This window comes from Pantoea sp. SGAir0175 (assembly GCF_043547855.1).
In genome coordinates this window covers 2,213,556-2,240,051 of sequence record NZ_CP028081.1, presented here as the reverse complement: position 1 = coordinate 2,240,051, position 26,496 = coordinate 2,213,556, and the positions used below count along the sequence as shown (strand labels likewise).

Annotated in this window: 26 protein-coding genes; 17 read left to right on the top strand and 9 right to left on the bottom strand. The window is 58.9% G+C overall.

Annotated features, from left to right (window positions below; genetic code table 11):
- Window positions 1–29: 29 nt before the first annotated feature.
- The 6 genes from pspB (at window position 30) to tyrR (ending at window position 5,122) form a co-directional block, all read left to right on the top strand.
- Window positions 30–254: an envelope stress response membrane protein PspB gene (pspB, locus tag C1N56_RS10340; protein WP_021506138.1), complete on the top strand. Its 225-nt coding sequence runs from the start codon at window positions 30–32 to the stop codon at window positions 252–254.
- Entirely contained in the window at window positions 251–598 is a 348-nt protein-coding gene (gene pspC, locus C1N56_RS10335; RefSeq protein WP_058758492.1) for an envelope stress response membrane protein PspC, read from the top strand. The genes pspB and pspC overlap by 4 nt, the downstream gene beginning before the upstream one ends.
- 48 nt (window positions 599–646) lie before the next feature.
- Window positions 647–895: a phage shock protein PspD gene (gene pspD / locus C1N56_RS10330; RefSeq protein WP_021506136.1), complete on the top strand. Its 249-nt coding sequence runs from the start codon at window positions 647–649 to the stop codon at window positions 893–895.
- Complete coding sequence (locus tag C1N56_RS10325) at window positions 876–2,273, top strand: YcjX family GTP-binding protein (RefSeq protein ID WP_211724474.1); 1,398 nt, start codon at window positions 876–878, stop codon at window positions 2,271–2,273. The genes pspD and C1N56_RS10325 overlap by 20 nt, the downstream gene beginning before the upstream one ends.
- Entirely contained in the window at window positions 2,270–3,343 is a 1,074-nt protein-coding gene (locus C1N56_RS10320) for a YcjF family protein (protein ID WP_211724473.1), read from the top strand. Before C1N56_RS10325 ends, C1N56_RS10320 begins: the two co-directional genes overlap by 4 nt.
- 213 nt (window positions 3,344–3,556) lie before the next feature.
- Entirely contained in the window at window positions 3,557–5,122 is a 1,566-nt protein-coding gene (gene tyrR / locus C1N56_RS10315; protein WP_211724472.1) for a transcriptional regulator TyrR, read from the top strand.
- 59 nt (window positions 5,123–5,181) lie between these two features.
- On the opposite strand, the gene tpx is transcribed toward tyrR, so the two are convergent.
- A complete protein-coding gene (tpx, locus tag C1N56_RS10310) occupies window positions 5,182–5,685 on the bottom strand; it encodes a thiol peroxidase (RefSeq protein WP_021506132.1) in 504 nt (167 codons plus the stop codon).
- 151 nt (window positions 5,686–5,836) lie between these two features.
- On the opposite strand from tpx, the gene ycjG reads away from it, so the two are divergent.
- Entirely contained in the window at window positions 5,837–6,823 is a 987-nt protein-coding gene (ycjG, locus tag C1N56_RS10305) for an L-Ala-D/L-Glu epimerase (protein WP_021506131.1), read from the top strand.
- Here ycjG and mpaA read toward each other — a convergent pair.
- On the bottom strand, window positions 6,792–7,505 hold the full coding sequence (gene mpaA, locus C1N56_RS10300) for a murein tripeptide amidase MpaA (protein ID WP_021506130.1): 714 nt from the start codon (window positions 7,503–7,505) through the stop codon (window positions 6,792–6,794). The two genes, ycjG and mpaA, sit on opposite strands and share 32 nt — an antisense overlap.
- A gap of 188 nt (window positions 7,506–7,693) precedes the next feature.
- On the opposite strand from mpaA, the gene C1N56_RS10295 reads away from it, so the two are divergent.
- From C1N56_RS10295 to C1N56_RS10285, 3 genes are all read left to right on the top strand, one after another.
- Window positions 7,694–9,313: a peptide ABC transporter substrate-binding protein gene (locus C1N56_RS10295; RefSeq protein ID WP_275024946.1), complete on the top strand. Its 1,620-nt coding sequence runs from the start codon at window positions 7,694–7,696 to the stop codon at window positions 9,311–9,313.
- Between the two features lie 128 nt (window positions 9,314–9,441).
- Complete coding sequence (gene zntB, locus C1N56_RS10290) at window positions 9,442–10,425, top strand: zinc transporter ZntB (RefSeq protein ID WP_021506128.1); 984 nt, start codon at window positions 9,442–9,444, stop codon at window positions 10,423–10,425.
- A gap of 307 nt (window positions 10,426–10,732) precedes the next feature.
- Window positions 10,733–10,879, top strand: coding sequence for a hypothetical protein (locus tag C1N56_RS10285; protein ID WP_021506127.1), 147 nt, complete (start codon window positions 10,733–10,735; stop codon window positions 10,877–10,879).
- A 53-nt stretch (window positions 10,880–10,932) separates the two neighbouring features.
- Here the strand turns inward: C1N56_RS10285 and ttcA are convergent, their stop codons facing one another.
- Window positions 10,933–11,868, bottom strand: a complete 936-nt coding sequence (gene ttcA, locus C1N56_RS10280; RefSeq protein ID WP_021506126.1) for a tRNA 2-thiocytidine(32) synthetase TtcA — start codon at window positions 11,866–11,868, stop codon at window positions 10,933–10,935.
- 325 nt (window positions 11,869–12,193) lie between these two features.
- On the opposite strand from ttcA, the gene iraP reads away from it, so the two are divergent.
- Both iraP and C1N56_RS10270 read left to right on the top strand, forming a co-directional pair.
- Entirely contained in the window at window positions 12,194–12,559 is a 366-nt protein-coding gene (gene iraP, locus C1N56_RS10275) for an anti-adapter protein IraP (protein WP_010618425.1), read from the top strand.
- 146 nt (window positions 12,560–12,705) lie between these two features.
- The gene (locus C1N56_RS10270) at window positions 12,706–12,906 is read left to right on the top strand and encodes a DUF2767 family protein (RefSeq protein WP_010618426.1); all 201 of its coding nucleotides are present in this window, start codon (window positions 12,706–12,708) and stop codon (window positions 12,904–12,906) included.
- Between the two features lie 77 nt (window positions 12,907–12,983).
- Here the strand turns inward: C1N56_RS10270 and C1N56_RS10265 are convergent, their stop codons facing one another.
- Window positions 12,984–13,640, bottom strand: coding sequence for an MgtC/SapB family protein (locus C1N56_RS10265; protein WP_021506125.1), 657 nt, complete (start codon window positions 13,638–13,640; stop codon window positions 12,984–12,986).
- Window positions 13,641–13,829: 189 nt separating this feature from the next.
- On the opposite strand from C1N56_RS10265, the gene C1N56_RS10260 reads away from it, so the two are divergent.
- Window positions 13,830–14,102, top strand: coding sequence for a putative hemolysin (locus tag C1N56_RS10260; protein ID WP_021506124.1), 273 nt, complete (start codon window positions 13,830–13,832; stop codon window positions 14,100–14,102).
- A gap of 15 nt (window positions 14,103–14,117) precedes the next feature.
- Here C1N56_RS10260 and C1N56_RS10255 read toward each other — a convergent pair whose 3' ends face one another.
- A complete protein-coding gene (locus tag C1N56_RS10255) occupies window positions 14,118–15,110 on the bottom strand; it encodes a 2-hydroxyacid dehydrogenase (RefSeq protein ID WP_215800138.1) in 993 nt (330 codons plus the stop codon).
- A 165-nt stretch (window positions 15,111–15,275) separates the two neighbouring features.
- Here C1N56_RS10255 and C1N56_RS10250 point away from each other — a divergent pair, with 165 nt between their 5' ends.
- Genes C1N56_RS10250 through C1N56_RS10240 form a run of 3 tightly spaced genes read left to right on the top strand, consistent with a single transcriptional unit; the run spans window position 15,276 to window position 18,411 of the window.
- Window positions 15,276–17,894: a YdbH family protein gene (locus C1N56_RS10250; RefSeq protein ID WP_394516623.1), complete on the top strand. Its 2,619-nt coding sequence runs from the start codon at window positions 15,276–15,278 to the stop codon at window positions 17,892–17,894.
- Window positions 17,891–18,079, top strand: coding sequence for a YnbE family lipoprotein (locus C1N56_RS10245; protein ID WP_010618431.1), 189 nt, complete (start codon window positions 17,891–17,893; stop codon window positions 18,077–18,079). Before C1N56_RS10250 ends, C1N56_RS10245 begins: the two co-directional genes overlap by 4 nt.
- 11 nt (window positions 18,080–18,090) lie before the next feature.
- Window positions 18,091–18,411 carry a YdbL family protein gene (locus C1N56_RS10240; RefSeq protein ID WP_264239709.1) on the top strand — a complete coding sequence of 107 codons (321 nt, stop codon included), beginning with the start codon at window positions 18,091–18,093 and terminating at the stop codon, window positions 18,409–18,411.
- Window positions 18,412–18,489: 78 nt separating this feature from the next.
- Here C1N56_RS10240 and azoR read toward each other — a convergent pair whose 3' ends face one another.
- Window positions 18,490–19,089 (bottom strand): FMN-dependent NADH-azoreductase, encoded by a 600-nt coding sequence (azoR, locus tag C1N56_RS10235; protein ID WP_021506120.1) that lies wholly within the window; start codon window positions 19,087–19,089, stop codon window positions 18,490–18,492.
- Window positions 19,090–19,343: 254 nt separating this feature from the next.
- On the opposite strand from azoR, the gene hrpA reads away from it, so the two are divergent.
- A complete protein-coding gene (gene hrpA, locus C1N56_RS10230) occupies window positions 19,344–23,240 on the top strand; it encodes an ATP-dependent RNA helicase HrpA (protein ID WP_394516622.1) in 3,897 nt (1,298 codons plus the stop codon).
- A 1-nt stretch (window position 23,241) separates the two neighbouring features.
- On the opposite strand, the gene C1N56_RS10225 is transcribed toward hrpA, so the two are convergent.
- The 3 genes from C1N56_RS10225 to C1N56_RS10215 all read right to left on the bottom strand — a co-directional run bounded on the left by C1N56_RS10225 (window position 23,242) and on the right by C1N56_RS10215 (window position 26,493).
- Window positions 23,242–24,048, bottom strand: a complete 807-nt coding sequence (locus C1N56_RS10225) for a trypsin-like serine peptidase (RefSeq protein WP_021506118.1) — start codon at window positions 24,046–24,048, stop codon at window positions 23,242–23,244.
- A gap of 278 nt (window positions 24,049–24,326) precedes the next feature.
- Window positions 24,327–24,803, bottom strand: coding sequence for an acid resistance repetitive basic protein Asr (gene asr / locus C1N56_RS10220; protein ID WP_071813568.1), 477 nt, complete (start codon window positions 24,801–24,803; stop codon window positions 24,327–24,329).
- Window positions 24,804–25,005: 202 nt separating this feature from the next.
- On the bottom strand, window positions 25,006–26,493 hold the full coding sequence (locus tag C1N56_RS10215) for a carboxypeptidase M32 (protein WP_021506115.1): 1,488 nt from the start codon (window positions 26,491–26,493) through the stop codon (window positions 25,006–25,008).
- Window positions 26,494–26,496 lie beyond the last annotated feature (3 nt).

Genomic DNA, 26,496 nt, shown 5'->3' with positions numbered 1-26,496 from the left:
TTGCCGGGTGTACTGAAAAAGGAGAGTCAATGAGCGCACTATTTCTGGCCATACCGTTAACGATCTTCGTGCTGTTTGTGGCACCGATCTGGTTATGGCTGCACTACAGCAACAAACGCAACGGCGGGACGCTTTCGTCCGGTGACCTGCAGCGCCTGCAGCAGCTGACGCAGGAAGCGCGCCGCATGCGTGACCGGGTCGAAGCGCTGGAAGCGATCCTCGATGCCGAACACCCGAACTGGAGGCAGCCATGATGAACGGACGCAAACTGTGGCGTATTCCGCAGCAGGGCAAAGTGCGCGGCGTGTGTGCCGGGCTGGCCGAGTACCTGGATATTCCGGTGCGGCTGCTGCGTGTGATTGTGGTGCTGTCACTGTTTTTCGGTCTGTTTATGATCACCGTGACCGCCTATTTTATCCTTGGCTACGTGCTGGATGAAAAACCGCTGGACGCACCCTCTGAGCGCACACCAACAGCGCGCGAACTGCTGGATGAGCTGGAGAACACGCTCACCGCGGATGAGCGTAACGTACGCGATATTGAGCGTTACGTGACCTCAGAAACCTTCAGCGTACGCAGCCGTTTCCGCCAGATTTAATCCCTGTCGCGGGCCCGTCAGCGAGTCCGCTGCTCTAAGAGAGGCGCTATGCATACGCAACGTTTAACTGCTCTGCGCCGCCGCGCAACGCCTGCGTTGAAGTCGGCGGGAAAATTCATCATCATCAGTGCAGTAACCTATGCGCCCGGCGGCCTGGCCGGCTGGGCAGTGAAATCGGTGGCGCGCCGTCCGCTGCGCCTGTTGCTGGCGGCCGCCCTGGAACCGTTGCTGAGTAAGGCGTTTAACCGCCTGTCAGCACGTTTCATCAGGGAGAGCGATGAAAAGACTGCAAAATGAGTTGATGGGGCTGATGAACCGTGGCGTGGATCGTCATCTGCGCCTCGCCGTCACCGGCCTGAGCCGCAGCGGCAAAACCGCCTTTATCACCTCGCTGGTTAACCAGCTGCTCAATGTCCACAGCGGCGCGCGTCTGCCGCTGTTTTCCGTGGTGCGCGAAGAGCGGCTGCTGGGCGTGAAGCGCGTACCCCAGCGAGAGCTGGGTACGCCGCGCTTTACCTATGACGAAGGGCTGGCCCAGCTGTACGGCACACCGCCGATGTGGCCGACCCCGACGCGCGGCGTCAGCGAGATGCGCCTGGCGCTGCGCTACCGGCCGGATCAGTCTCTGCTGCGCCATTTCAAAGATACCGCCACCCTTTACCTCGAAATTGTCGATTATCCCGGCGAGTGGCTGCTCGATCTGCCGATGCTGGCGCAGGATTATCTCAGCTGGTCACGCCAGATGGTCGGCCTGCTGCAGGGCGATCGTCAGCAATGGGCCGCGCGCTGGCACAGCCTGAGCGCCGACCTCGACCCGTTCGCGCCCGCCGATGAAAACCGCCTGGCGGAGATCGCAGCGGCCTGGACCGACTACCTGCATCAGTGCAAAACCGAAGGATTGCACTTCATCCAGCCGGGACGTTTTGTGTTGCCGGGTGACATGGCTGGCGCGCCGGCACTGCAGTTTTTCCCCTGGCCCAACGTCGATGAACAGCAGGCCGGCAAGCTGCTGCAGGCGCCGGCTGGCAGCAATTTCGCCATGCTGCAGCAGCGTTTCCACTACTACTGTCAGCATGTGGTGAAAGGATTTTATAAAAATCACTTCCTGCGCTTCGATCGTCAGATCGTGCTGGTCGATTGCCTGCAGCCGCTCAACAGTGGACCGCAGGCGTTCAATGATATGCGGCTGGCGCTGACCCAGCTGATGCAAAGTTTTCACTATGGCCAGCGCACGCTGTTCCGCCGTCTGTTCTCGCCGGTCATCGATAAGTTGCTGTTTGCCGCCACCAAGGCCGATCACATCACCGCCGATCAGCACGCCAATATGGTGTCCCTGCTGCAGCAGCTGGTGCAGGACGCGTGGCAGAACGCCGCGTTTGAAGGCATCAGCATGGATTGCCTGGGGCTGGCGTCGGTGCAGGCGACCGAGAGCGGGCTGGTGGTGCATCGCGGAGAAAAATTACCGGCGCTGCGCGGCCATCGCCTCGCCGACGGTGAACCGCTGACCTTTTACCCGGGCGAAGTACCGCCGCGCCTGCCGGGCAACAGCTTCTGGCAGCAGCAGGGGTTTCAGTTTGAACAGTTCCGGCCGCAGCAGCTGGATGTCGATCGGCCGTTGCCGCATATCCGCATGGATGCTGCGCTGGAATTTTTACTGGGAGATAAATTGCGATGAGCGATGAAACGCCACTCAAACCACGGATAGATTTTGCCCGCCCGTTGCAGGAGCCTGTGGAGCCGACCCTGCGCGCGGCACACACCTTTAGCAGCGACGCGCAACAGGGGTTTCTGGTGACGCCTGACGCGGAGCCGCTGGAAGAGGGCGCCGGCGAGAAAGTGGTGGAAGCCGCGCTGCGGCCAAAGCGCAGCCTGTGGCGCAAAATGGTGGGCGTCGGGCTGGGTATTTTTGGCATCAGCGTGGTGGCGCAGGGCGCCCAGTGGCTGCACGATGCCTGGCTGACGCGCGACTGGTTTGCACTGGGCAGCGGCGTGGCCGGTGGGCTGATTGTCGCCGCCGGCGCGGGCGCGCTGATTGCCGAATGGCGTCGGCTGTATCGTCTGCGTCAGCGGGCGGAAGAGCGGGACGTGGGCCGTGAGCTGCTGGCCAGCCACGGTATCGGCAAAGGCCGGGCGTTCTGTGAAAAGCTGGCGCGCCAGGCGCAGCTGGATCAGGCGCATCCGGCGCTGCAGCGCTGGCACGCGGCACTACACGAAACCCATAACGACCGCGAAATTGTCACGCTGTATGCCCAGCTGGTGCAGCCGGTGCTGGACCGTCAGGCGCGGCGCGAAATCAGCCGTCACGCGGCAGAATCGACGCTGATGATTGCCGTCAGCCCGCTGGCGCTGGTGGACATGGCGTTTATCGCCTGGCGCAACCTGCGGCTGGTGAACCGCATCGCGGCCATCTACGGCATTGAACTCGGCTACTTCAGTCGCATCCGGCTGTTCCGGCTGGTATTACTGAATATGGCGTTTGCCGGTGCGTCAGAGCTGGTGCGTGAGGTGGGCATGGACTGGATGTCGCAGGATATCGCCGCGCGTCTCTCGGCGCGTGCGGCGCAGGGCATCGGTGCCGGGCTGCTCACCGCCCGGCTGGGGATCAAAGCCATGGAATTATGCCGTCCGCTACCGTGGCTGGCGGAGGACAAACCGCGGCTCGGCGATTTCCGCCGTGAACTGGTGGGACAGCTTAAAGAATCGCTGGCCAAAAGTGGTGATAAAGCAGGTCAGGCTGCTAAATAATCTCACCATGTCTGCCTTTCACGCTGCCGATGGCGTGAAAGGTGAAATTATCTGTGCTCAGAGCGATTTCTGGCGGGATTATTGTTGGTTGTTCCGCTACACTTCTCTTCGTCACCTGCCTCAGAGTGTCAACTTTTCATGACAGAACTCTTCTGAGGCGCTGCAAGTTAGCGTATTATCTCTAAAATCAAAACCTGACTAAGGCTCATCGCAATGCGTTTGGAAGTTTTCTGCCAGGACCGTATCGGTCTGGCGCGCGAGCTACTCGACCTGCTGGTTGCCCGTAATATTGACCTGCGCGGCATTGAAATTGCCTCGCTGGGCCGCATCTACCTCAACTTTTCTGCGCTGGAATTTGACGCATTCAGCAACCTGATGGCGGAGATTCGCCGTACACCGGGCGTGACAGACGTTCGCACCGTGTCTTTCATGCCGTCTGAACGTGAACATCGCGCGCTGAGCGCGCTGCTGGTGGCGATGCCCGAGCCGGTGTTCTCCCTCGACCTGAAAGGTAAAGTCGAACTGGCGAATCCGGCGGCGCAGAACCTGTTTAACCTCGACGAACAGAAGATCCGTAACCAGAACGCCGGCACGCTGATTGCCGGCTTTAATTTCCAGCGCTGGCTGGAGAGTGAACGTGTTGACGCGCAGGCGCAGCATGTGGTGATACAGGGGCGTGATTTCCTCATGGAAGCGCGCCCGATCTATCTGGCGCAGGAAGATGAGCAGAACGATCAGCCGGTAGGTGCGATGATCACCCTGAAATCCACCGCGCGCATGGGGCGGCAGTTGCAGAACCTCAGCGTCACCGATGACTCCGAATTCGATCACATCGTGGCGGTGACGCCGAAAATGCGTCAGGTGATCGACCAGGCGCGCAAACTGGCGATGCACGATGCGCCGCTGCTGATTGTCGGCGACACCGGAACCGGTAAAGATATGCTGGCGCGCGCCTGCCACCTGCGCAGTGCACGCGGTAAAAAACCGTTCCTGGCGCTTAACTGCGGCTCGATCCCGGATGACGTCGCTGAGAGCGAGCTGTTTGGTCACGCGGCGGGCGCGTATCCCAACGCGCTGGAAGGGAAGAAGGGCTTCTTTGAGCAGGCGAACGGCGGCTCGGTGCTGCTGGATGAAATCGGCGAGATGTCGCCGCGCATGCAGACCAAACTGCTGCGCTTCCTGAACGATGGCACCTTCCGCCGCGTCGGCGAGGATCATGAAGTGCATGTGGATGTGCGCGTGATCTGCGCCACGCAAAAGAATCTGATTGAGCTGGTGCAGCGCGGCGAGTTCCGCGAAGACCTGTTTTATCGTCTGAACGTGCTGACGCTGAATCTGCCGCCGCTGCGCGAACGTCCGCTGGATATTCTGCCGCTCACCGAAATGTTTGTGGCGCGCTTCGCCGATGAGCAGGGACTGCCGCGCCCGCGTTTGTCACCGCAGCTGACGCCGTTCCTGACGCGCTATAACTGGCCGGGCAACGTGCGCCAGTTGAAAAATGCGCTGTATCGCGCGCTCACGCAGCTGGAAGGTTATGAACTGCGTCCGCAGGATATCGTGCTGCCGGAGCAGGCGCTGGATGTGTCGCTGGGCGAAGAGGCAATGGAAGGGTCGCTGGATGAAATCACCAGCCGTTTTGAGCGTTCAGTGCTGACTCGTCTCTATCTTTCGTATCCCAGCACGCGTAAACTGGCGAAACGTCTTGGGGTGTCACACACCGCGATCGCCAACAAGCTGCGCGAATATGGCCTCGGCCAGAAACGCAGCGAAAACGAATAATCCGCGTTATGCATGAAAAAGCCGTCTGCTGCAGACGGCTTTTTTTATCAGCAATAGCCTTACTTCAGCGCGGCCAGTGCCGCTTCATAGTTTGGCTCTTCGGTGATTTCATTCACCAGCTCGCTGTACAGCACCTTGTCGTTCTCATCCAGCACCACCACGGCGCGAGCGGTCAGGCCTTTCAGCGGGCCATCGGCGATGGCAACGCCGTAACCTTCAATGAATTCTGCACCGCGCAGCGTAGACAGGGTCACTACGTTGTTGACGTTCTCGGCGCCGCAGAAGCGCGACTGCGCAAACGGCAGATCGGCTGAGATGCACAGCACCACGGTGTTGTCAGCTTCGCCAGAACGCTCGTTGAATTTGCGCACCGACGCGGCGCATACGCCGGTATCAATGCTTGGGAAAATGTTCAGAACTTTGCGTTTGCCTGCATACTGAGAAAGGGACACATCACTGAGATCTTTCGCTACCAGGTTGAACGGTTTTGCCTGCTCGCCAGCCTGCGGGAAGTGGCCGGCAACCGGCACCGGATTGCCCTGAAAGTGAACATTCTGCGACATACAATTTCCTTTTAACGATGAAATATCTGGCGTTAACCCCACCAGAACAGGTATAGCGTTTGTTTATGACATAAATTTTAAGGGTTTACGAGCCTAATTCAACGTGGAGCTGCACCAGCACGTTATGACGTCATGGATTTGAGGAGTCAGTATGAGAACAGTGAAAAGTTATCCGGAAGCCTGGCCGCTGCACTCGCCGTTTGTGATTTCGCGCGGCAGCCGCACCGAGGCGCACGTGGTGGTGGTGGAGATTGAGCAGGATGGCCTCAAAGGGATTGGCGAGGCCACGCCCTATGCGCGCTATGGCGAAAGTGAGGCTTCGGTGCTGCAGCAGATTGCTTCACAGCTCGGTGCGTTACAAAACGGCATGACGCGGGCGGCGCTGCAACAGGCGTTGCCGGCCGGTGCCGCGCGCAACGCGATTGATTGCGCGCTGTGGGATCTGGAGCGCCAGCAGCAGCGCACCAGCCTGGCGGCGCTGTGTGAGGCGGTGCCGGCACAGGAGATCGTCACGGCGCATACCGTCAGCATCGATACGCCAGAAGCGATGGCCAGCAGCGCGCTGGCGCTGTGGCAGCACGGCGCGCGCCTGCTGAAAATTAAGCTGGATAACCATCTGATCAGCGAACGGCTGGTGGCGATCCGCAGTGCGGTGCCGGACGCCACGCTGATCGTCGATGCCAATGAGTCCTGGCAGGCAGAAGGGCTGGCGGCGCGTTGCCAGTTGCTGGCGGATTTGCAGGTGGCGATGCTGGAGCAGCCACTGCCTGCCGCGCAGGATGCGGCGCTGGCCCATTTTATCCATCCGCTACCGATCTGTGCGGATGAGAGCTGCCACACGCGCGACAGTCTGGCAGCCCTGCACGGGCGCTACGACATGGTGAATATCAAACTGGATAAAACCGGTGGGCTGACCGAAGCGCTGGCACTGGCCACGGCCGCGCGCGCGCAGGGATTTGCCATCATGCTGGGCTGTATGTTGTGTACCTCACGCGCCATTCGCGCCGCGCTACCGTTAACGCCGCAGGCCACGTTTGCTGACCTCGACGGTCCGACGTGGCTGGCGGCCGATGTGGAACCGTCGCTGCACTTCTCGCACGGCGTGCTTAAGACGACGGCTGCCAGCGCAGCAGGTTGATCATCGCATCGAGATACACCTCGGTGGCTTCGTCCACCGAGATGGCCGGCATTTCGGCGGTGATGCAGGGCAGACTGAGATCGGCGCACCAGCTGCCAAACGAGCCCGGCGTGGCGTAGCCGACGCTGCTCACCACCGGCAGACCGGTTTGTTCCGCCAGCCAGCTGGCCAGCGGGCTGTGGTGCGGATCGTCAATACAGGCCAGCGGTTCGTGCCAGGAGACGACCCAGCGCGGCCGGATACGATGAATCAGCTGGCACAATGCGGCGGTTTCCGGCTCTGACGCCGGCGCGTTTCCGGTTGAGAGCAGCACATCGCGCGCATCGGCCACGCTGTTCCAGCGATAGACGGTATCGCCCGCTTGCCAGTTGGCGGCAGGGAAGTTGCGGTTGAGATCGACACCGTTGACATTGGCGCGCAGCCCGAGCTGGCAGCCGTCCGGATTGACCGCCAGAATCACATGATGACGCCGCAGCGTGTCCGGCAGCGTGCGCATGGCGGCAGAGAGCGTGGCTACCGCCGCGTTTTCATCGCCGTGCGTGCCGGCGATAATCAGTCCGCTGTCCTCGTCGGCCGCCGGTGCCGGAAACCACAGCAGCGGCGCACCCAGCACCGAATGTCCATATTGTTGCCAGACGGCGTCCAGCTTACCGCGCAGCGGGCGCGGGTGGTGTGTCGACATAACCTTCCTCTCTGTCATGCATCGCGTTCAGCCGCAAAAATTGTGAGCTGCAATCCAGCCTCAACATAACGGTAAACAGCAGACGGGGAAATAGCTATTTATCAATCAGCGATTTGCGATAAAGTGCGAAAAGTTGCTGGCGACGCATTGGTTTGGCCGTCGCCCTTTTTTCGGGTCAAGGAGTCGTGATGAAACTAACTTTCCGCACCACGCTGGCCGCGCTCATCATCAGCAGCGCTCTCTCATCCGCCTATGCCGCCAGTGTGCCAGCCGGGGCGCAACTGGCCAGCAGCCAGGAAATCGTCCGCCATATCAAAGATGAACCGGCCTCGCTTGATCCGCTCAAAGCGGTCGGTCTGCCGGAGATTCAGGTGTTGCGCGATCTGTTTGAAGGGCTGACCAACCAGGATGCGCAGGGCAAAATCGTGCCGGGCGTTGCGCAGAGCTGGAGCAGCAATGACAACAAAACCTGGCTGTTTACGCTGCGCAAAGATGCGCGCTGGTCCAGCGGTGAACCGGTGACCGCACAGGATTTTGTCTACAGCTGGCAACGTCTGGTCGATCCCAAAAATAGCTCGCCTTTCGCCTGGTTTGCCGCGCTGAGCGGCATTGAGAACGCTGAAGCCATCACCAAAGGGCAGATGAGCCCGGACAAACTGGGCGTGGTGGCGACCGATGAGACGCATCTTAAGGTGACATTGTCACGTCCGCTACCGTGGTTCCCCAGCATGGTGGCCAACGTGGCGATGTTCCCGGTGCCGCAAAAGGTCATTGCGCAAAACGGCGATGGCTGGACTGCGCCGGGTAAGCTGGTAGGCAACGGCGCTTATCAATTGCAGGAGCGCGTGGTTAACGAAAAGATTGTGCTGGTGCGTAACCCGCACTACTGGGATAACGCCCATTCGGTACTGACGAAAGTGACCTTTATTCCCATCAATGAAGAATCCAGCGCCACCAAGCGTTACCGCGCCGGGGATATCGATATCACGGAATCCTTCCCAAAAAATATGTACGGCCTGTTGAAAAAAGAGCTGCCGGGGCAGGTGTATACGCCGGATCAGCTTGGCACCTACTATTACGCGTTTAATACCCAGAAAGGGCCGACGGCGGATGTGCGGGTGCGTAAGGCGCTGTCATGGAGCATTGACCGCCGCATCATTGCGGAAAAAGTGCTGGGCACCGGCGAGAAACCGGCATGGCACTTCACACCAGACGTCACCGCCGGCTTCACGCCGCAGCAGAGCTTTCTGCAGCAGCACAGCCAGCAGGAACTGAATGCGCAGGCCAAATCCCTGCTGACCGCCGCCGGTTACGGCCCGGCTAAACCGCTGCACCTGACGCTGCTGTATAACACCTCTGAAAGTCACCAGAAGATTGCGATTGCGGTGGCCTCGATGTGGAAAAAGAATCTCGGCGTTGACGTGACATTGCAGAACCAGGAGTGGAAAACCTATATCGACAGCCGCAACAGCGGTAATTTCGATGTGATTCGCGCTTCGTGGGTGGGCGATTACAATGAGCCGTCGACCTTCCTCAGCCTGCTGACCGCCAGCCACAGCGGTAATATTTCCCGCTTCAGTAACGCGGAATATGATGCGGTGCTCAGTAAGGCCAGCAATGAAACCAGCGTGGCGGCGCGCAATGCCGATTACAACAAAGCCGAGCAGATCATCGCTGACCAGGCGCCGATTGCGCCGATCTACCAGTACACCAACGGGCGGCTGATCAAGCCGTGGGTTAAGGGCTATCCCATCACTAATCCGGAAGACGTTGCCTACAGCCGGGAATTGTGGATTGAGAAGCACTGACGCTGAACCGCCACGGAGGGCGGTGAACGATCCGGTTGCGCTGTCATTTTTACTCACACCCTGGTAATTGCAACTGTCCCGCGCCGCGCTAGACTGTATCGTATTGTTTTTGCTAGTGAGGCGAGTACGTGAACGTCATTGAAGGAAAAGCGCTGCAGGTGTCGGATGCGATTGTCGCCTGCCAGTTCGACGGCAAGGGTGGCGTTATCGCCATTGAAGATAAAGATGTCATCAACTGCGAGCGTCACTGCTGGCTGCACCTGAACTATACCCAGCGGCAAAGCGCCGACTGGTTGCAGCACACGCCGCTGATCCCTGATGCGGTGCGGGATGCGCTGGCCGGTGACAGCATGCGACCGCGCGTGACGCGCCTCGGTGACGGCTTTATGATCGTACTGCGCAGCGTGAATCATAACGCCGATTCGCGCCCGGACCAGCTGGTGGCGATGCGGGTATTTATCAATGACAAGCTGATTGTTTCTACCCGCCGTCGCAAAGTGTATGCCATCGATGAAGTGCTGACCGATCTGCAAAACGGCAACGGGCCGGTGGACGGCGGCAGCTGGCTGGTGGACGTCTGCGATGCGCTCACCGATCACGCCAGCGAATTCATTGAAGAGATGCACGATAAAATTATCGCGCTGGAAGATGCGCTGATGGACCAGCAGGTCCCGGCGCGCGGTGAACTGGCGCTGCTGCGCAAACAGCTGATCGTGATGCGCCGCTATATGGCGCCGCAGCGTGATGTCTATGCGCGGCTGGCAAGCGAGAAACTGCCGTGGATGAGCGACGACGATCGCCGCCGCATGCAGGATGTTGCGGACCGGCTGGGGCGCGGGCTGGATGACCTCAATGCGGGTGTGGCGCGTACCGGTATTCTGGCGGATGAAGTGGCCTCGCTGCTGGCGGAATCCATGAACCGGCGCACTTACACCATGTCGCTGATGGCGATGATTTTCCTGCCTGCCACGTTTCTCACCGGGCTGTTTGGCGTCAATCTCGGTGGCATTCCCGGTGGCAGCTGGCCGCACGGCTTTACCATGTTCTGCGGGTTGTTACTGGTGATGGTGCTGGGGGTCGCGCTGTGGCTGAAACGCCGCAACTGGCTGTGATGTTATCAGGGGGTTATCTGCAGCTCATGAACGGATAATTGTGGCGGTGCAGGGGAGAAAAGCGGAAAAAACCTGATCGACATCAATAAGCGCATAGCCCAACCGGGGCAAACTCTCTCCCGCAGGTGAATGCAACGTCAAGCGATGGGCGTTGCGCTCCATATTGTCTTACTTCCTTTTTTTGAATTACTGCATAGCACATTTGATTCGTACGACGCCGGCTTATCCGCCGGCTTTTTTTTGCCGTTTGGCTTGCTGCCGCATCCTTTCCTATGCTTAACAGACATTCAGCGAACAGGAGAACGGCATGCGCATGATTCACGCCAGCGAACCTATCCCGACCGATCCGCCACCGATTCCCGAACCCGTGCCGCAACCGCAGCCCATTCCCGAGCCTGAGCCGCCGCACGATCCTGAATTTCCGCCGATTAGCGATCCTCCGCCGCACCGTTAATAAAAAAGGCGCGTTGCCGGAGCAACGCGCCTCTATGTTGCAAAGTCACCGCGTTATTTAATTTCCAGCACGTCGAGGCGAGCACTCAGGTCCGGCTGATCGTCCTCGTCAGCCTGCCAGCCGACTGGCTGCGCTGGCAGCGATTCGCGATCGAAACCAATGTCCCCGCCGTCAACCACCGCATCACCATGCTTAATGCCTTTAAAATCAAACAGATTAATATCAGCCATATGTGATGGCACGATGTTCTGCATGGCGCTGAACATGGTTTCAATGCGGCCTGGATAGCGCTTGTCCCAGTCACGCAGCATATCGGCAACCACCTGGCGCTGCAGGTTCGGCTGTGAACCACACAGGTTGCACGGAATGATAGGGTACTGGCGCGCTTCGGCAAACCGTACGATATCTTTTTCGCGGCAGTAGGCCAGCGGGCGAATCACGATATGTTTACCGTCGTCGCTCATCAGTTTTGGCGGCATGCCTTTCATCTTGCCGCCGTAAAACATGTTGAGGAACAGCGTCTGCAGGATGTCATCGCGGTGGTGACCTAAGGCAATCTTGGTGCAGCCCAGTTCAGTGGCGGTACGGTAAAGAATACCGCGACGCAGGCGCGAACAGAGCGAGCAGGTGGTTTTGCCTTCCGGTATCTTCTCTTTAACGATGGAATAAGTGTCTTCGTTGACGATCTGATACTCCACGCCCAGCGTGTCGAGGTAAGCCGGCAGCACGTGTGCCGGGAATCCCGGCTGTTTCTGGTCAAGATTCACCGCCACCAGCGAAAAATTGACCGGCGCGCTCTGCTGCAGGTTACGCAGAATTTCCAGCATGGTGTAGCTGTCTTTACCGCCGGACAGGCACACCATGATGCGATCGCCTTCCTCAATCATGTTGAAATCCGCAATCGCTTCACCGACGTTACGGCGCAGGCGCTTCTGCAGTTTGTTCAGGTTGTACTGCTCTTTTTTATTAACTTCTTGATGTTCAGACATGAATTTCGGTCTCGGTGATCGCTGGTCAGCTGCGGATGTCGCGTTGATGCGGCCCTGCTCAGGCCTGCATTAACTGTGTCCGCGCACGCTGCGGGTCGCTGCGCTGGCCTTTATGGGTGCCGGCTGACCGCAGTCAGCAGGAAAAGTCTGTGGCGTATGGTACGGATTACAGCGCCAAATTCCAGCACGATTTATGGGTTTGCCGGTGATGCGCTCTGTGCGCCGCACGATCGCGGTCAGAGACCTGTTGCGCTATTCACAATTTTTAGTTTGTCGCGGATTTTGCAAGCGGTACACTGCCTGCTTCCCCAGGGAGGAATAAGCGATGAAAAATGTTGTGTTAAGCATGCTGGCGAAGATTTCACAAATTGATGCCACCACCAAGCAGTTGACCGCGCGCGTTGAGGCTCAGTCGCTGCTGATCGGTGCGCTGGTACTGGCCGTCAGTAAGAAAGGCGGCGTCACTGAAGTTATTGAAAGCGCCAACAAAGCCATCAACATGGTGATTGAGTCAGCCGAGGCTGACGATATGCTTAAGTCGGACGCCGCTATTCTGCTGAGCGAGTTTCAGGATCTGTTGACGATTTCGCGTGCGGTTGACAGCGCCGATGATGTCATCAATCAGCAGGCGCTGGAAGGTATTACCGGTGTGAGCAGCGCCAGCGATGACGACAAAAAGGATCCGTCCTAATCGCGCAGCGCCGCAGTCGGCTACCATTGCGCACATTTTGCCAGCGGTAACTGCATATTTATTGATCTGGGTAAAGATTTCTTCTCACTGCGCTGACAGGATGGATTCAGCGCTTTTTTTAGTTTTTAAAGGTGAGGAGAGGAACAATGCAAACGTACGATATGGTGTTTGAGGAGGCGTGCCGGCTGGTGGGGCAATGCTATCTGGAACTGGCGCAGCGCGGTGCCGCTACCGAAAAAGAGGTGCTGGCCAGCGAGTTGCGTAACCTGCAACTGCGTTATCGGGAATTAACCGGCGCGCCTAACCGCGCCGTTGAAATGGCGATTGGACAACTCAAACCCTGCTAACCCAGCCGCCCGGCCTGCAGCGCCGGGCTTTTTATCTTCCATCGACCGCAGCGATTAACCCGCCAGCGCCAGCGCAGTCAAACCATTTCCAGCGACTGCACGCCTTTGATTTCCATCACTTTGTCATAAATGCTGTGCATAGGAAATCTGCGTGACAATGTCACCTCAACGCTCAGCTCGCACAGGCCGCTCTCTTCGTTACGATTGACTACAGCGATGTGGCCATAGCGCAAATTTTCGCGCTGCAGTACCAGCAACACCAGCGGTACGCTTTTGGCTTTGAGATGGACGATGAGGGTGTGATGGCGGCCAATCAGCCAGTGGCTGATACGGCGGAACGTTTCCAGCACCACCAGCGCCAGCACCGTGCCGTAAATACCGATTTCATACATGCCGCTACCGATCACCAGGCCAATTGCGGCGGTCACCCACAGGCCGGCGGCGGTCGTCAGGCCTTTCACAATCTGCTTTTGAATGATGATGGTTCCAGCGCCAAGGAAGCCCATGCCGCTGACCACCTGCGCCGCAATACGGCTGGGATCCAGCGCCACATGATCATTAGTCAGCATATCGGCAAAGCCATATTTTGACACCAGCATGAACATGGCGCTGCCAATGCCGACCAGAATGTGAGTGCGCAGGCCCGCTTCTTTAGCGCGCATCTGGCGCTCCAGACCAATCAGTCCACCCAGTATTCCGGCTAACGCGATGCGGATGAGCATGTCGGCTAACATCCTTCCTCCTTATTGATTGATGTTGCGTATGAACAGGCAGAGAAAAGAGGCAAAACGCTGCAATCAGGATAATTCTGCTTGCCAACGACGATATTAAATTTTGTAAAAAGCTGTGTCGCCTATCGATCGCGCACCGCTGCTGACATATGCTGGTGCGACTTTTCCGCTCACACTCCCGGAGCCCGACCGATGAAAGCCGCAACTTTACTGCTGGCCGGCGCAGCGCTGTTACTCTCTGCCTGCAGCAGCAACAGCGACAATGAACCGCCGCAACAGGCCACCGCCGCGCACGTGCAGCCGCACGTCGTGATGTCGTCCATGGCAGAAGCCAACTGCAACAGCGCAGGTGGCACGCTGGCGTTCTCGCGTCAGTTAGACGGATCACGCATCGGGATGTGTCAGCTGGCTAACGGTCGTCGCTGCGACGAACAGGCGCTGATCGGCGGTGCCTGCGCCCGCTAACGCAGGCGCAGAACGTTACGCCTTAACCTGATTTGCACAGGTTTCCCCGCGCGCCAGCTGCTGTAAATTGCTGAGCGTGGTTTCTGAAATCGCCGTCAGCGCTTCGGCGGTGAGAAAGGCCTGATGGCCGGTAAACAACACGTTGTGACAGGCCGACAGGCGGCGGAACACGTCGTCCTGAATCACGTCATTCGACTTGTCTTCAAAAAACAGGTCGCGTTCGTTCTCATACACGTCCATGCCGAGCGAGCCGATTTTCTGCTGTTTCAGCGCCTCAATCGCCGCCTGTGAATCAATCAGCCCACCGCGGCTGGTATTGATAATCATCACGCCATCTTTCATCTGGCTGAACGCCTGTGCGTTGAGCAGATGATGGTTTTCCGGCGTCAGCGGACAGTGCAGGGTGATGACATCGGACTCCGCCAGCAGCGTTTTCAAATCAACATATTCCGCCCCGAGCGCCAGCGCGGCGTCACTGGGGTACGGATCGTACGCCAGCAGACGCATGCCAAAACCTTTCAGGATGCGCATCGTCGCCACACCAATCTTGCCGGTGCCGACCACGCCAGCGGTTTTGTTATGCATGTTGAAACCGGTCAGGCCGTCCAGCGAGAAGTTGGCATCGCGCGTGCGCTGGTAAGCGCGGTGAATGCGGCGGTTGAGCGTCATCATCAGACCTACCGCGTGTTCCGCTACCGCTTCCGGCGAGTAGGCGGGCACGCGCACCACCTGCAGCCCCAGCGCGGCTGCGGCGTCGAGGTCGACGTTGTTGAAACCGGCACAGCGCAGCGCGATATATTTCACGCCCAGCGCCGCCAGCTCCGCCAGCACCGCTTTGCTCCCGTCATCGTTAACGAAGATACAGACCGCATCACAGCCAGCAGCGTTTTTCGCCGTGGTTTCGCTCAGCAGGAAGTCAAAAAACTGCAGCTCAAATCCGTAGCTTTCGTTAACGTGCTCGAGGTATTTTTGGTCGTAATGCTTGGTGCTGTAAACCGCAACTTTCATTGTTTCGCTCCTGAAAAATGTTACGTCGGTATCACATCAGGATAACGTTTTCCGCGTCATTTTGCTGTTCTTCAGCCAGACTAAAGCGGTAACGCCTTCATTTGCCGGGCGTAACATGCCATCATCACTGTCAGGATTGGGTAAAGAACAGGAACGTTAACAGCCATGACGCGGGGCCTCCGTCGACTACTTGCTGCGCTACTGGCGCTGATACTGCTGCTGCTGGGATTGCTGCTGACGCTGACGCACTGGCTGCCGCGGCTGGCAGGTATCTGGCTGCCGGAAAATACCCGCGTGGAGCTGCACGGCGCGCCGCACTGGCGGCAGGGCCGGCTGGTGTTTCCTGATGTGCGCTATCTGGCCGGCGACTGCCTGCTGGCGCAGGTCGCCGACGTGGGGCTTGGCCGGACGCAACAGCGCTGGCAGCTTGATGCGCGCGAGGTGGCGTTCAACAGCGATTGCCTGCAGGCGCTGCCGCACAGTGCCACGCGCGATGCGCCGCGCAGCCTCGCAGAGTGGCAGCAGATGCTGCCCGGCGCGGATATCCATCTGCAACAGCTCAGTATTTTGCCATGGCAGCAATATGCGGGCCGCTTCGATCTGACTTTAGATAAAGACCTTCAGCAGCTGCATTATCAGGGCGACAACCTGCGCGTCGCCGCGCGCCTGCAGGGGCAGCAGCTGCACATTGATCAGCTGCAGCTCAGCCATCCCATACTGCCGCAACCGGTCGAACTGCATGGCAATCTGACGCTGCCGACTTTTGCCGATGGCCTGCCGGTGGCGGGTGAGCTCAGCGGTGCGCTTAACCTGACGCAGTGGCCGCAGCCGCTGGCGCTGACGCTCAACTGGCAGCAGCAGCAGGGCGAACTGGTGGTGCGCCAGCAACAGGAACCACAGCCGTTGTTACAGCTGCCGTGGCAGGTCGATGCACAGCAAATCCGCATCACTGCCGGTCACTGGCGCTGGCCGTTCGGGTCGCAGCCGCTGTCGGGCGGCGTGGCGCTGACACTGGATGACTGGCAGCAGGGGCTGGAACAGACGCAGATCCGCGGCCGCTTCAATTTACTGACCGCCGGACGCGGCGGGAAAGGCAACCTGGTACTGAGCGTTGGGCCGGGCAAGCTGAGCCTGACTGACAGCGCACTGCCGTTCCAGTTAACCGGCGAAAGCAAGTTTGCCGACCTGCAACTGTACGGCACCATTCCCGGACAAGTACATGGCATGCTCAGCGATCCGCAGCTCAGCCTGCAGCCGGGCGCACTGCTGCGCCTGCGCGGACGCTTACTCTCGACGCTGGAAGTAGATGAAGCGCGCTGGCCGCTGGCCGGCGTCAGCGTGGCCTCGCGCGGCATCAACGGCCGGTTACAGGCGATTCTCAACGCGCACGACCCCAGTTTCGGCCGCTTCAGGCTGCATCTCGACGGGCGCGCCAGCGACTTCTGGCCAGACAGCGGACGCTGGAACTGGCGTTACTGGGGCGAAGGCGTGATGGCGCCGCTTAGCGCCAAATGGGATGTGAAGGGCACCGGCAGCTGGCACGACACCCTGATCAGCCTCGATACGCTGAACACCGGGTTTGATCAGCTGGCGTACGGCATGGTGCAGGTGGATAAGCCGCGCCTGATGCTGACCGCGCCGGTGCGCTGGCAGCGCGATGTGGCACAGCCAGCGTTTAACGGCGGGTTTGCGCTGCGTTCCGGCCAGACGCGCTTCAGCTACGGTGGCTGGCTGCCGCCGTCCGAACTGCGTTTCGATGCCAAAGGGCGCGATCCAGGGCATTTTCTGTGGCGCGGTCAGCTCACCGCTGAAGACATCGGACCGCTGCGCGTGCATGGCCGCTGGGACGGCGAACGGCTGCGTGGTGAAGCCTGGTGGCCGGCGCAGTCGCTCAGCGTATTTCAGCCGCTGCTGAGCAGCGATCTGAAGATGCGTATCCAGTCTGGCGAGCTGCGCGCGCAGATGGCCTTTTCCGCCGCCAGCGGCCAGGGGTTTGAGGCGGGCGGTTTCTGGGCGGTGAAACAGGGCAGCGTATGGATGCCGGACAGCGAAATTAACGGCATCGATTTTACCCTGCCGTTCCGCCTAAAAGATCATCAGTGGCAGCTGGGGCGCCGCGGGCCGGTGTCGCTGCGCATCGCCGAAGTGAAGAACCAGTTTGCGCTGCAAAACATAACTGCGGATCTGCAGGGCCACTATCCGTGGCAGGAGCGCCAGCCGCTGACGCTCAGCAACGTCAATCTCGATCTGCTCGGCGGGCACGTCAGCATGCCAGCATTGCGTTTACCGCAGCATCAGCCGGCGCGGATTTCGCTGCGTGACATTGATCTCAGCCGGCTGGTGACGGCGCTCAAGCCGAAGCAGTTTGCCATGTCCGGTAAAGTGAATGGCGAATTGCCGCTGTGGGTGAACAATCCGCACTGGCTGATTGAAAAGGGCTGGATCGCCAACAGCGGCCCGCTGACGTTCCGCATGGACAAAGACATGGCGGATGCGATTGTCAGCAATAACGTGGCCGCCGGGGCGGCGATGGACTGGCTGCGCTACATGGAGATTGCCCGTTCGTGGGCGACGCTGGATCTGGATAACTTCGGTAACCTGATTCTGCAAAGCGAGGTGAAAGGCACCAGCCAGTTCAGTAACCGCCGCCAGTCCGTCAATCTCAATTACCGTCATCAGGAAAACCTGTTCCAGCTGTGGCGCAGCCTGCGCTTTGGCGATAATTTGCAATCCTGGGTGGAGCAAAACGCCACCCTGCCATCCAACAAGGACCCGAAACCATGAGCCTGAGGGCATTACTGGTGCTGACAGCGGGACTGCCGCTGCTGGGCTGTGTGCCGCGCATCGAAGTCGCCGCACCCAAAGAGCCAATCACCATCAACATGAACGTAAAAATCGAACATGAAATCCACATCAAGGTGGATAAAGACGTCGAAGCGCTGCTGAAGAATCAGAGCGGACTGTTTTGAGGAGAGGCCCGATGAAACGCAAGGGGATAGCGCTGTTAGTGGCGCTTTTGCTGGTGCCGTCGGCCTGGGCGCTGACGCTGGATCAGGCGCGCCAGCAGGGGCGCGTGGGCGAAACGCTGAGCGGTTATATCGCCGCTCGTCAGCAGGATGAAGAGACGCTGGCGCTGGTTAAGCGCATCAATGACGGCCGCAGCCAGCAGTATCAGCGCGTGGCGCAGCAGAACAACCTCACCACCGCCGAGGTGGCGCGCATCGCCGGCGAGAAGCTGGTTAACCGTGCCGGCAGCGGCGAATATGTGCGCGGGATAAATGGTCAGTGGGTGCAGAAATAATTGCTTCCACGATAGCGCAGGCATAAAAAAGCCGGGCACTCAGGCCCGGCAAGATAGATAGCATTGTTTTAATGATGATTACGCAGCAACAATCTGTTTGATGGCATCTTTAGCATCGCTGGCGGCTTTGGTTGCCACTTCCGGACCGTAGGCAATGCCTTCGGCAAACACGAAGTCAACGTCGGTGATGCCGATGAAGCCGAGGAACAGTTTCACGTACGGGGTCAGCAGATCAGTCGGGGTGTCTTTGTGAATGCCGCCACGGCTGGAGAGGATCACCGCACGTTTGCCTTTCACCAGTCCTTCCGGGCCTGCTTCGGTGTAGCGGAAGGTGACGCCGGCACGGGCAATCAGGTCAAAGTAGTTTTTCAGCTGAGTAGGAATGTTGAAGTTGTACATCGGGGCGGCGATAACCACGGTATCGTGCGCCTGCAGTTCAGCAATCAGTTCATCGGACAGGGCCAGCGCGTCCTGCTGACGTGGCGACAGCGGCGCGTCTGAAGGACGCAGGGCGCCAACCAGTTCACCGTCCAGTACCGGAATCGGCTGGGCAGCCAGATCGCGTACCGTGACCTCATCGCCTTTGGCGCGGGCTTCATCAGCGTAGAAGTCTGCCAGCTGGTTAGACTGTGAGTAACCGGCAAGGATGCTTGATTTCAGAACTAAAACTTTGCTCATGGTATTTTCCTGTACGTTACGCGGTTGGCTTACCGCTCAATGCGTTACACTCTACGGAGTTCGTCCGGCAGGTAAAAGCGCAATATTTCGAGGCCTATGTTCGAAATTATTGAATAAGGTGGCACGTCCGGTCAGGTGAGATGTTCCAATCTGTGCTAAGATGGCGGGCATTAATCGATTGAATCCGCCGGAAAATTCTGCCCGGCGCCGAGCCGCGAATGCCGGCTCACTGCAACAACAGGTAATTCATCACTATGTCATCATCCGTTACGTCACCTCTGGCCCCACTCTGGTCGCGGCTCAATAACCTGATGCTGCGCGACCGCAAAGCGCTGCAGCGTCGACTGCACGGGGCGGCAAAGGTGAAAAATCCCGCGGCGCAGCAGGAAATTATGGCTGAGCTGGAGCCGGTGTTCGCCGCGGCAGAACAGCGCGTGGCGCAGCGCGCTGCCGCGACGCCGCGCATTACGTTTCCGGACAATCTGCCGGTCAGCCAGAAGCAGCAGGACATCGCCGACGCGATTCGCGATCATCAGGTAGTGATTGTCGCCGGTGAGACCGGCTCAGGTAAAACCACCCAGTTGCCAAAGATCTGTCTGGCGCTCGGGCGCGGTGTGAAAGGGCTGATTGGGCATACGCAGCCGCGTCGTCTGGCGGCACGCACCGTGGCGAACCGCATTGCCGAAGAGCTGGAAACCACGCCCGGCGGCACCGTCGGTTATAAGGTGCGGTTTAACGATCAGGTCAGCGAAACCACTCAGGTCAAACTGATGACCGACGGTATTCTGCTGGCGGAAATTCAGCAGGATCGTCTGCTGCTGCAGTATGACACCATCATCATCGATGAAGCGCACGAACGCAGTCTGAACATCGATTTCCTGCTGGGTTACCTGCGCGAACTGCTGCCGCGTCGTCCCGATCTGAAAGTGATCATCACATCAGCAACCATCGATCCGCAGCGCTTCTCGCGCCACTTCAATAATGCCCCGGTAATCGAGGTTTCGGGCCGCACGTATCCGGTCGATGTACGCTATCGTCCGGTGGTAGAAGATGCCGAAGACACCGAGCGCGATCAGCTGCAGGCAATTTTCGATGCGGTTGACGAACTGAGCAGCGAAGGGCGCGGCGATATCCTGATCTTCATGAGCGGCGAGCGCGAAATTCGCGATACCGCCGATGCGCTGATGAAGCGCGATTTACCGCACACCGAGATTCTGCCGCTCTATGCGCGCCTGTCCAACGCCGAACAGAACCGGGTGTTTCAGGCGCACAGCGGCCGCCGCATTGTGCTGGCGACCAACGTCGCTGAGACCTCGCTCACCGTGCCGGGCATTAAATATGTCATCGATCCCGGCACTGCGCGCATCAGCCGTTACAGCTACCGCACCAAAGTGCAGCGTCTGCCGATCGAGCCGATCTCGCAGGCGTCGGCTAACCAGCGCAAAGGGCGCTGCGGCCGCGTGTCGGAAGGGATCTGTATCCGCCTTTATTCAGAGGATGATTTCCTCAGCCGCCCGGCGTTTACTGACCCGGAAATTCTGCGTACCAACCTGGCGTCGGTAATTTTGCAGATGACGGCGCTTGGACTGGGCGACATCGCCGCATTCCCGTTCGTCGAAGCGCCGGATAAGCGCAATATTCAGGACGGCGTGCGCCTGCTGGAGGAGCTCGGCGCGATCACCCTGAGCGAGGAAGGTGCGTACAAACTGACGCCGTCCGGGCGCAGCCTGGCGCAGCTGCCGGTCGATCCGCGCCTGGCGCGCATGGTGCTGGAAGCGCAGAAATTTGGCTGCGTGCGCGAAGTGATGATTATTGCCGCTGCGCTGTCGATTCAGGATCCGCGCGAGCGTCCGGTGGAGAAACAGCAGGCATCTGACGAGAAACACCGGCGTTTTGCTGACAAAGAGTCGGATTTTCTCGCCTTTGTTAATCTGTGGAACTACCTGCAGGAACAGCAGAAAGCGCTGTCCGGCAACCAGTTCCGCCGCCAGTGTAAAAGCGATTATCTCAATTACCTGCGCGTGCGCGAATGGCAGGACATCTACACCCAGCTGCGTCAGGTGGTGCGGGAACTGGGCATGCCGCTTAACAGCGAGCCGGCACCGTATCGCGAAGTGCATTGCGCGCTGCTCACCGGTCTACTGTCACACATCGGTCAGAAAGATGCGGAAAAGCAGGAGTTTACCGGCGCACGCAACGCGCGTTTCGCTATTTTCCCCGGTTCCGGGCTGTTTAAGAAGCCACCAAAATGGACCGTGGTGGCGGAACTGGTGGAAACCAGTCGCCTGTGGGGCCGCGTTGCGGCGCGCATCGATCCGGAGTGGATCGAACCGCTGGCCCAGCATCTGCTGAAGCGCAGCTACAGTGAACCGCACTGGGAGAAAGCGCAGGGCGCAGTCATGGCCACCGAGAAAGTCACGCTGTACGGGCTGCCGATTGTGCAGGCGCGTAAGGTCAATTACAGCCGCATCGATCCACAACTCAGCCGGGAGCTGTTTATCCGTCATGCGCTGGTGGAAGGCGACTGGCAGACGCGTCACGCCTTCTTCCGCAATAACCTGAAACTGCGCAGTGAAATCGAGGATCTGGAGCACAAATCGCGGCGGCGCGACATTTTAGTCGATGACGAGACGCTGTTTGCGTTTTACGATCGCCGCATTGGCAGCGAGGTGGTCTCAGCGCGGCACTTTGACAGCTGGTGGAAACAGGCCAGTAAGGACAATCCGGATCTGCTGAGCTTTGATAAGCAAATGCTGATCAAAGACGGCGCGGAGAAGGTCAGCCAGCTGGATTACCCGAACTTCTGGTATCAGGGCAACCTGAAACTGAAGCTCAGCTACCAGTTTGAACCGGGGGCCGATGCGGATGGTGTGACGGTGCACATCCCGCTGCCGCTGCTCAACCAGGTCGACGAAGCCGGCTTCGAGTGGCAGATCCCCGGCGTGCGCCGCGAGCTGATCATCGCACTAATTAAGTCGCTGCCCAAGCCGGTGCGACGCAACTTTGTGCCGGCACCCAACTACGCTGAAGCCTTTCTTGGCCGCGTGACGGCGCTGGAGCAGCCGCTGCTGGATGCGCTGGAGCGTGAGTTCCGCCGCATGTCTGGCGTCACCATTGAGCGCGACGCCTGGCAGTGGGATCAGGTGCCCGATCACCTGAAAATGACCTTCCGCGTGGTGGATGAGCACAACCGGAAGCTGCAGGAAGGCAAAGACCTGCATCAGCTGAAGCAGGTGCTGAAAGGCAAGGTGCAGGAGACGCTGTCCAAGGTGGCGGATGACGGACTGGAGCAGAGCGGATTACACCTGTGGAGCTTCGGCGATCTGCCGCAAAACTATGAGCAGAAGCGCGGCAACTATCAGGTCAAAGCCTGGCCGGCGCTGGTGGATGAAAAAGACAGCGTCGCGATTCGTCTGTTTGACAGTGAACGCGAGCAGCAGAAGATGATGTGGCGCGGCCAGCGGCGGTTACTGCTGCTGAACATTCCTTCGCCAATCAAGTATCTGCACGAGAAGCTGCCGAACAAAGCCAAGCTCGGGCTCTATTTCAATCCGTACGGCAAAGTGCTGGAGCTGATTGATGACTGTATCGCCTGCGGCGTGGATAAGCTGATGGCGGACGCCGGTGGGCCGGCGTGGCAGCAGGAAAACTACGAGCAATTGCGCGATAAAGTACGCGCCGAACTCAACGACACGGTGGTGACCATCGCCAGCCAGGTCGAGCAGATTCTCACCAGCGTGTTCAACATCAACAAGTTCCTCAAGGGGCGGGTGGACATGACGCTGGCACTGGCGCTGGCGGATATCAAAACGCAGCTGAGCGGCCTGGTGTATCGCGGTTTTGTCACCGGCAACGGCTATCAGCGGCTGGGCGACACACTGCGCTATCTGCACGGTATTGAGCGCCGGCTGGAGAAGCTGCCGGTCGATCCACACAGCGATCGGGCGCGGATGCTGAAAGTGCAGGCGGTGGAGCAGGCGTGGCAAAGCTGGCGTAACAAGCTGCCGCCGCAGCGTCAGGACGATGAAGAGGTACAGGCGATTCGCTGGATGCTGGAGGAGCTGCGCATCAGTTATTTTGCGCAGCAGCTGGGCACGCCGTATCCCATCTCCGACAAACGTATCCTGCAGGCGATGGAGCAGCTGGGCTGACTTATTGCGCCAGCGCTTCCAGCTTGTCTTTAAAGGATGTGACGGCAATGGCGCGGTTATCGGCGCGATAGCGATCGGCCGGTGCCGGCGCCGAGCTCTGTACCGCAATCAGCTGCCACTCGCCGTCGCGCTTCAGCAGCAGCGGTGAACCGCTGTCGCCGGGCAGGGTGTCGCACTGGTGCGACAGCACGGCACGCTGCGCCCAGCCGGTGATCAGGCAATCGCTGTGCGAGTAGAGCGTATCCAGATGGTCAGCGGGATAACCGGCCTGTGTCACTTTGCGGTCGGTGGTTTTCAGCGCGGCGGTTAAATCGCTGCGTGAACCGTCAAACAGCGGAATCGGCACGATACCGGACGGCGGATTGTGCAGAATCACCAGGCCGTAATCGTAAGGTGCCGCGTCTGGCGGCACGATCCAGCCTTCACCATCCGCCTGCAGACGCCGCGCCAGCGAAGGCTCTACGCGCGCGTCAATATCATGAATTTCGTAGCGCCAGCCTTTGGCACCCGCCATAAAGCGCAGCGCGACCGGCTTGTCGAATTTGCCCGGGGGCGTCAGTAAGCAGTGTCCGGCCGTCAGCGCCAGATGGGCCGAAATCAACGTGGCACTGCACAGATTGCCGCTTTCCGTCTCTAACTGACCAATGGCATCCCACGGCGCCGCACTGACGTCGGTAATGGCTTTACGATGATCTTTGCCGAAGAACAGGGTCTTAATCTCTTCCGGGCTGGGGCCGTCTTCATCATCGGCATGGGCTGTGAGGTTAAAGCTAAAAAGACCTACAAATAACAGGATAGCCAGGCGCATAGTTCTCTCAATGGCGAGAATAAATAGAGGTTATGGTCATCACGCTTGAGCGATAACTATAGTCGGTGAGCGGTAAAAAAGGGAGAAATATTGGAGTAATCAGCACGCTACAACGACTAGATAAAAAAGCTGGCCGCAATAATGCCGCACAGAATCATGACAATCAGGATAATTTCGAAGCGATAGCGACGCACCATTTTTCGCTACTCCAGTAAATAAACACCCGGCAGAACCGGGTGTTTTCAATCATTAATGCGGTGTTGGCGCGCAAGGCAACCTTATTTAGCAGCTTTTTTCGCTTTGTGGTGCTTTTTAGCAGCCTGAGCTTTCTGAGCAGCAGGTTTGGTTACTTTTTTGTGGTGCTTTTTAGCCGCCTGAGCTTTCTGTGCAGCTGGCTTGGTGGCTTTGTGGTGTTTTTTAGCAGCCTGGGCTTTCTGAGCAGCTGGCTTGGTGGCTTTCTTGTGGTGCTTTTTAGCGGCCTGGGCTTTCTGAGCAGCTGGTTTGGTGGCTTTCTTGTGGTGCTTTTTAGCCGCCTGCGCTTTCTGAGCCGCTGGTGCTTTCTTCTCTACTTTCTTGTGCTTTTTGGCAGCCTGCGCTTTCTGAGCAGCGGCTTTTTTGTGGTGAACAGCTTTGTGCTTAGCCGGTGCAGCGGTAGTTGCAGCAGCAGCAGGAGCAGCAGTTGTTGTCTCAGCAGCGAAGGCTACAGAAGACAGACCCATAGCAGCGGCGATCACCAGCGCAAATAATTTTTTCATTGCAAAACCCTCGAACTATTTTTTCATGTGTAGCCCACTGCGGGGCCGGTGAATGCACTATATGTAAAACAATTCGTGCCTTCAGTGAGGGAATGGTATCGGCGTGTAACGGATTGTACAAAGCAGGAAAACCGGGCGAGGGCGCTGCAATCGCGGGCGACTGTACGGGTAAAAAACGGCGGCCAGCCCGGCCGCCGCACGGTTATGCAGAGAGATAACGCTGTTCCAGATGCTGACGGAAATAGTGTGGGTTGAGCGCTTCGCCAGTGGCGTTGACCAGCAGCTGCTGCGTTGGGAAGCGGCTGCCGTGCTGCCAGATGTTCTGCTGCAGCCAGTCAAACACCGGTTGCAGTTCACCCTGCTGAATCAATTGGTCCACCTGCGGAATGGCGCGTTTTACCGCCTGGAACAGCTGAGCGGCGTACATCGCACCCAGCGTGTAGGTCGGGAAGTAGCCGAAAGCACCGTCGGTCCAGTGAATATCCTGCATACAACCGTCGCGGTAATTACCACGCGTATCGATACCCAGCGACTGCTGCATTTTTTCATCCCACAGCGCCGGAATATCCTCGACTTCAATCTCGCCTTCAATCAGCGCCCGCTCGATTTCGTAACGTAAAATCACGTGGGCCGGATAGCTCAGCTCGTCGGCATCGACGCGAATGAAGCCCGGCTGCACGCGCTGGGTCAGACGAATAAAATTGTTGCGCTCCAGCGCCGGCTGGTCGCCCATCAGCGCCACTACCTGGGGATGAATATGCTGCAGGAACGCGTGGCTGCGCCCCAGCTGCATCTCCATAAACAGGCTTTGCGATTCATGCATCGCGGTCGAGCGCGCCAGCGCCACTGGCTGTCCGCGCCACTGCTGTGGCAGATTCTGTTCATAGCGCGCATGGCCGGTTTCGTGGATCACGCCCATCAGCGCGCTGAGAAAATCGTTTTCGTTGTAGCGCGTAGTGATACGCACATCTTCCGGTACGCCGCCGCAGAACGGGTGCGCGCTCACGTCCAGCCGGCCGTGATTAAAATCAAACCCTAACGTCGCCATCACGCTCAGGCCGAGCTGCTTTTGTGATTCGATGGCGAAGGGGCCGACCGGCTGGGCAATCGGCGTTGCCTGCTGGCGGGCTACCGCTTTTTGCAGCAGATCCGGCAGCCAGCTTTTCAGATCGCCAAAAGTGCTGTCGAGCTGCGCGCTGGTCATGCCTGGCTCAAACACATCCAGCAGCGCATCGTAGCGTGATACGCCGAGCGCATCGGCGCGCAGCTGTGCCTCTTCGCGGCTCAGCTTCACCACTTCTTTCAGGTTAGCGCTGAAGCCCTGCCAGTCATTGGCCGGACGCTGACTGCGCCACGCGTGTTCACAGCGCGAGCCGGCCAGCGATTTGGCTTCCACCAGCGAGGCCGGCAGCAGCGTTGCCTGGCGCCACGCGCGCTGCATTTCGCCCAGATTGGCCTGCTCCACATCGTTCAGCGACTCCTGCTTGGCGGCGTCAAACAGCCCGCCGAGGCGCTTGTCGGTCAGCAGCTCGTGCATAAATACGCTCAGCTCCGCCATCGCTTCTCCACGCGCCTGGCTGCCGCCCGGCGGCATGGTGGTTTGCATATCCACGCCGGCAATCGCGCCCAGATGGCCAAAACGCGCCAGGCGCTGAAAGGTGCGGCTAAGTTCCTGATAAGCTGCGGTCATGTA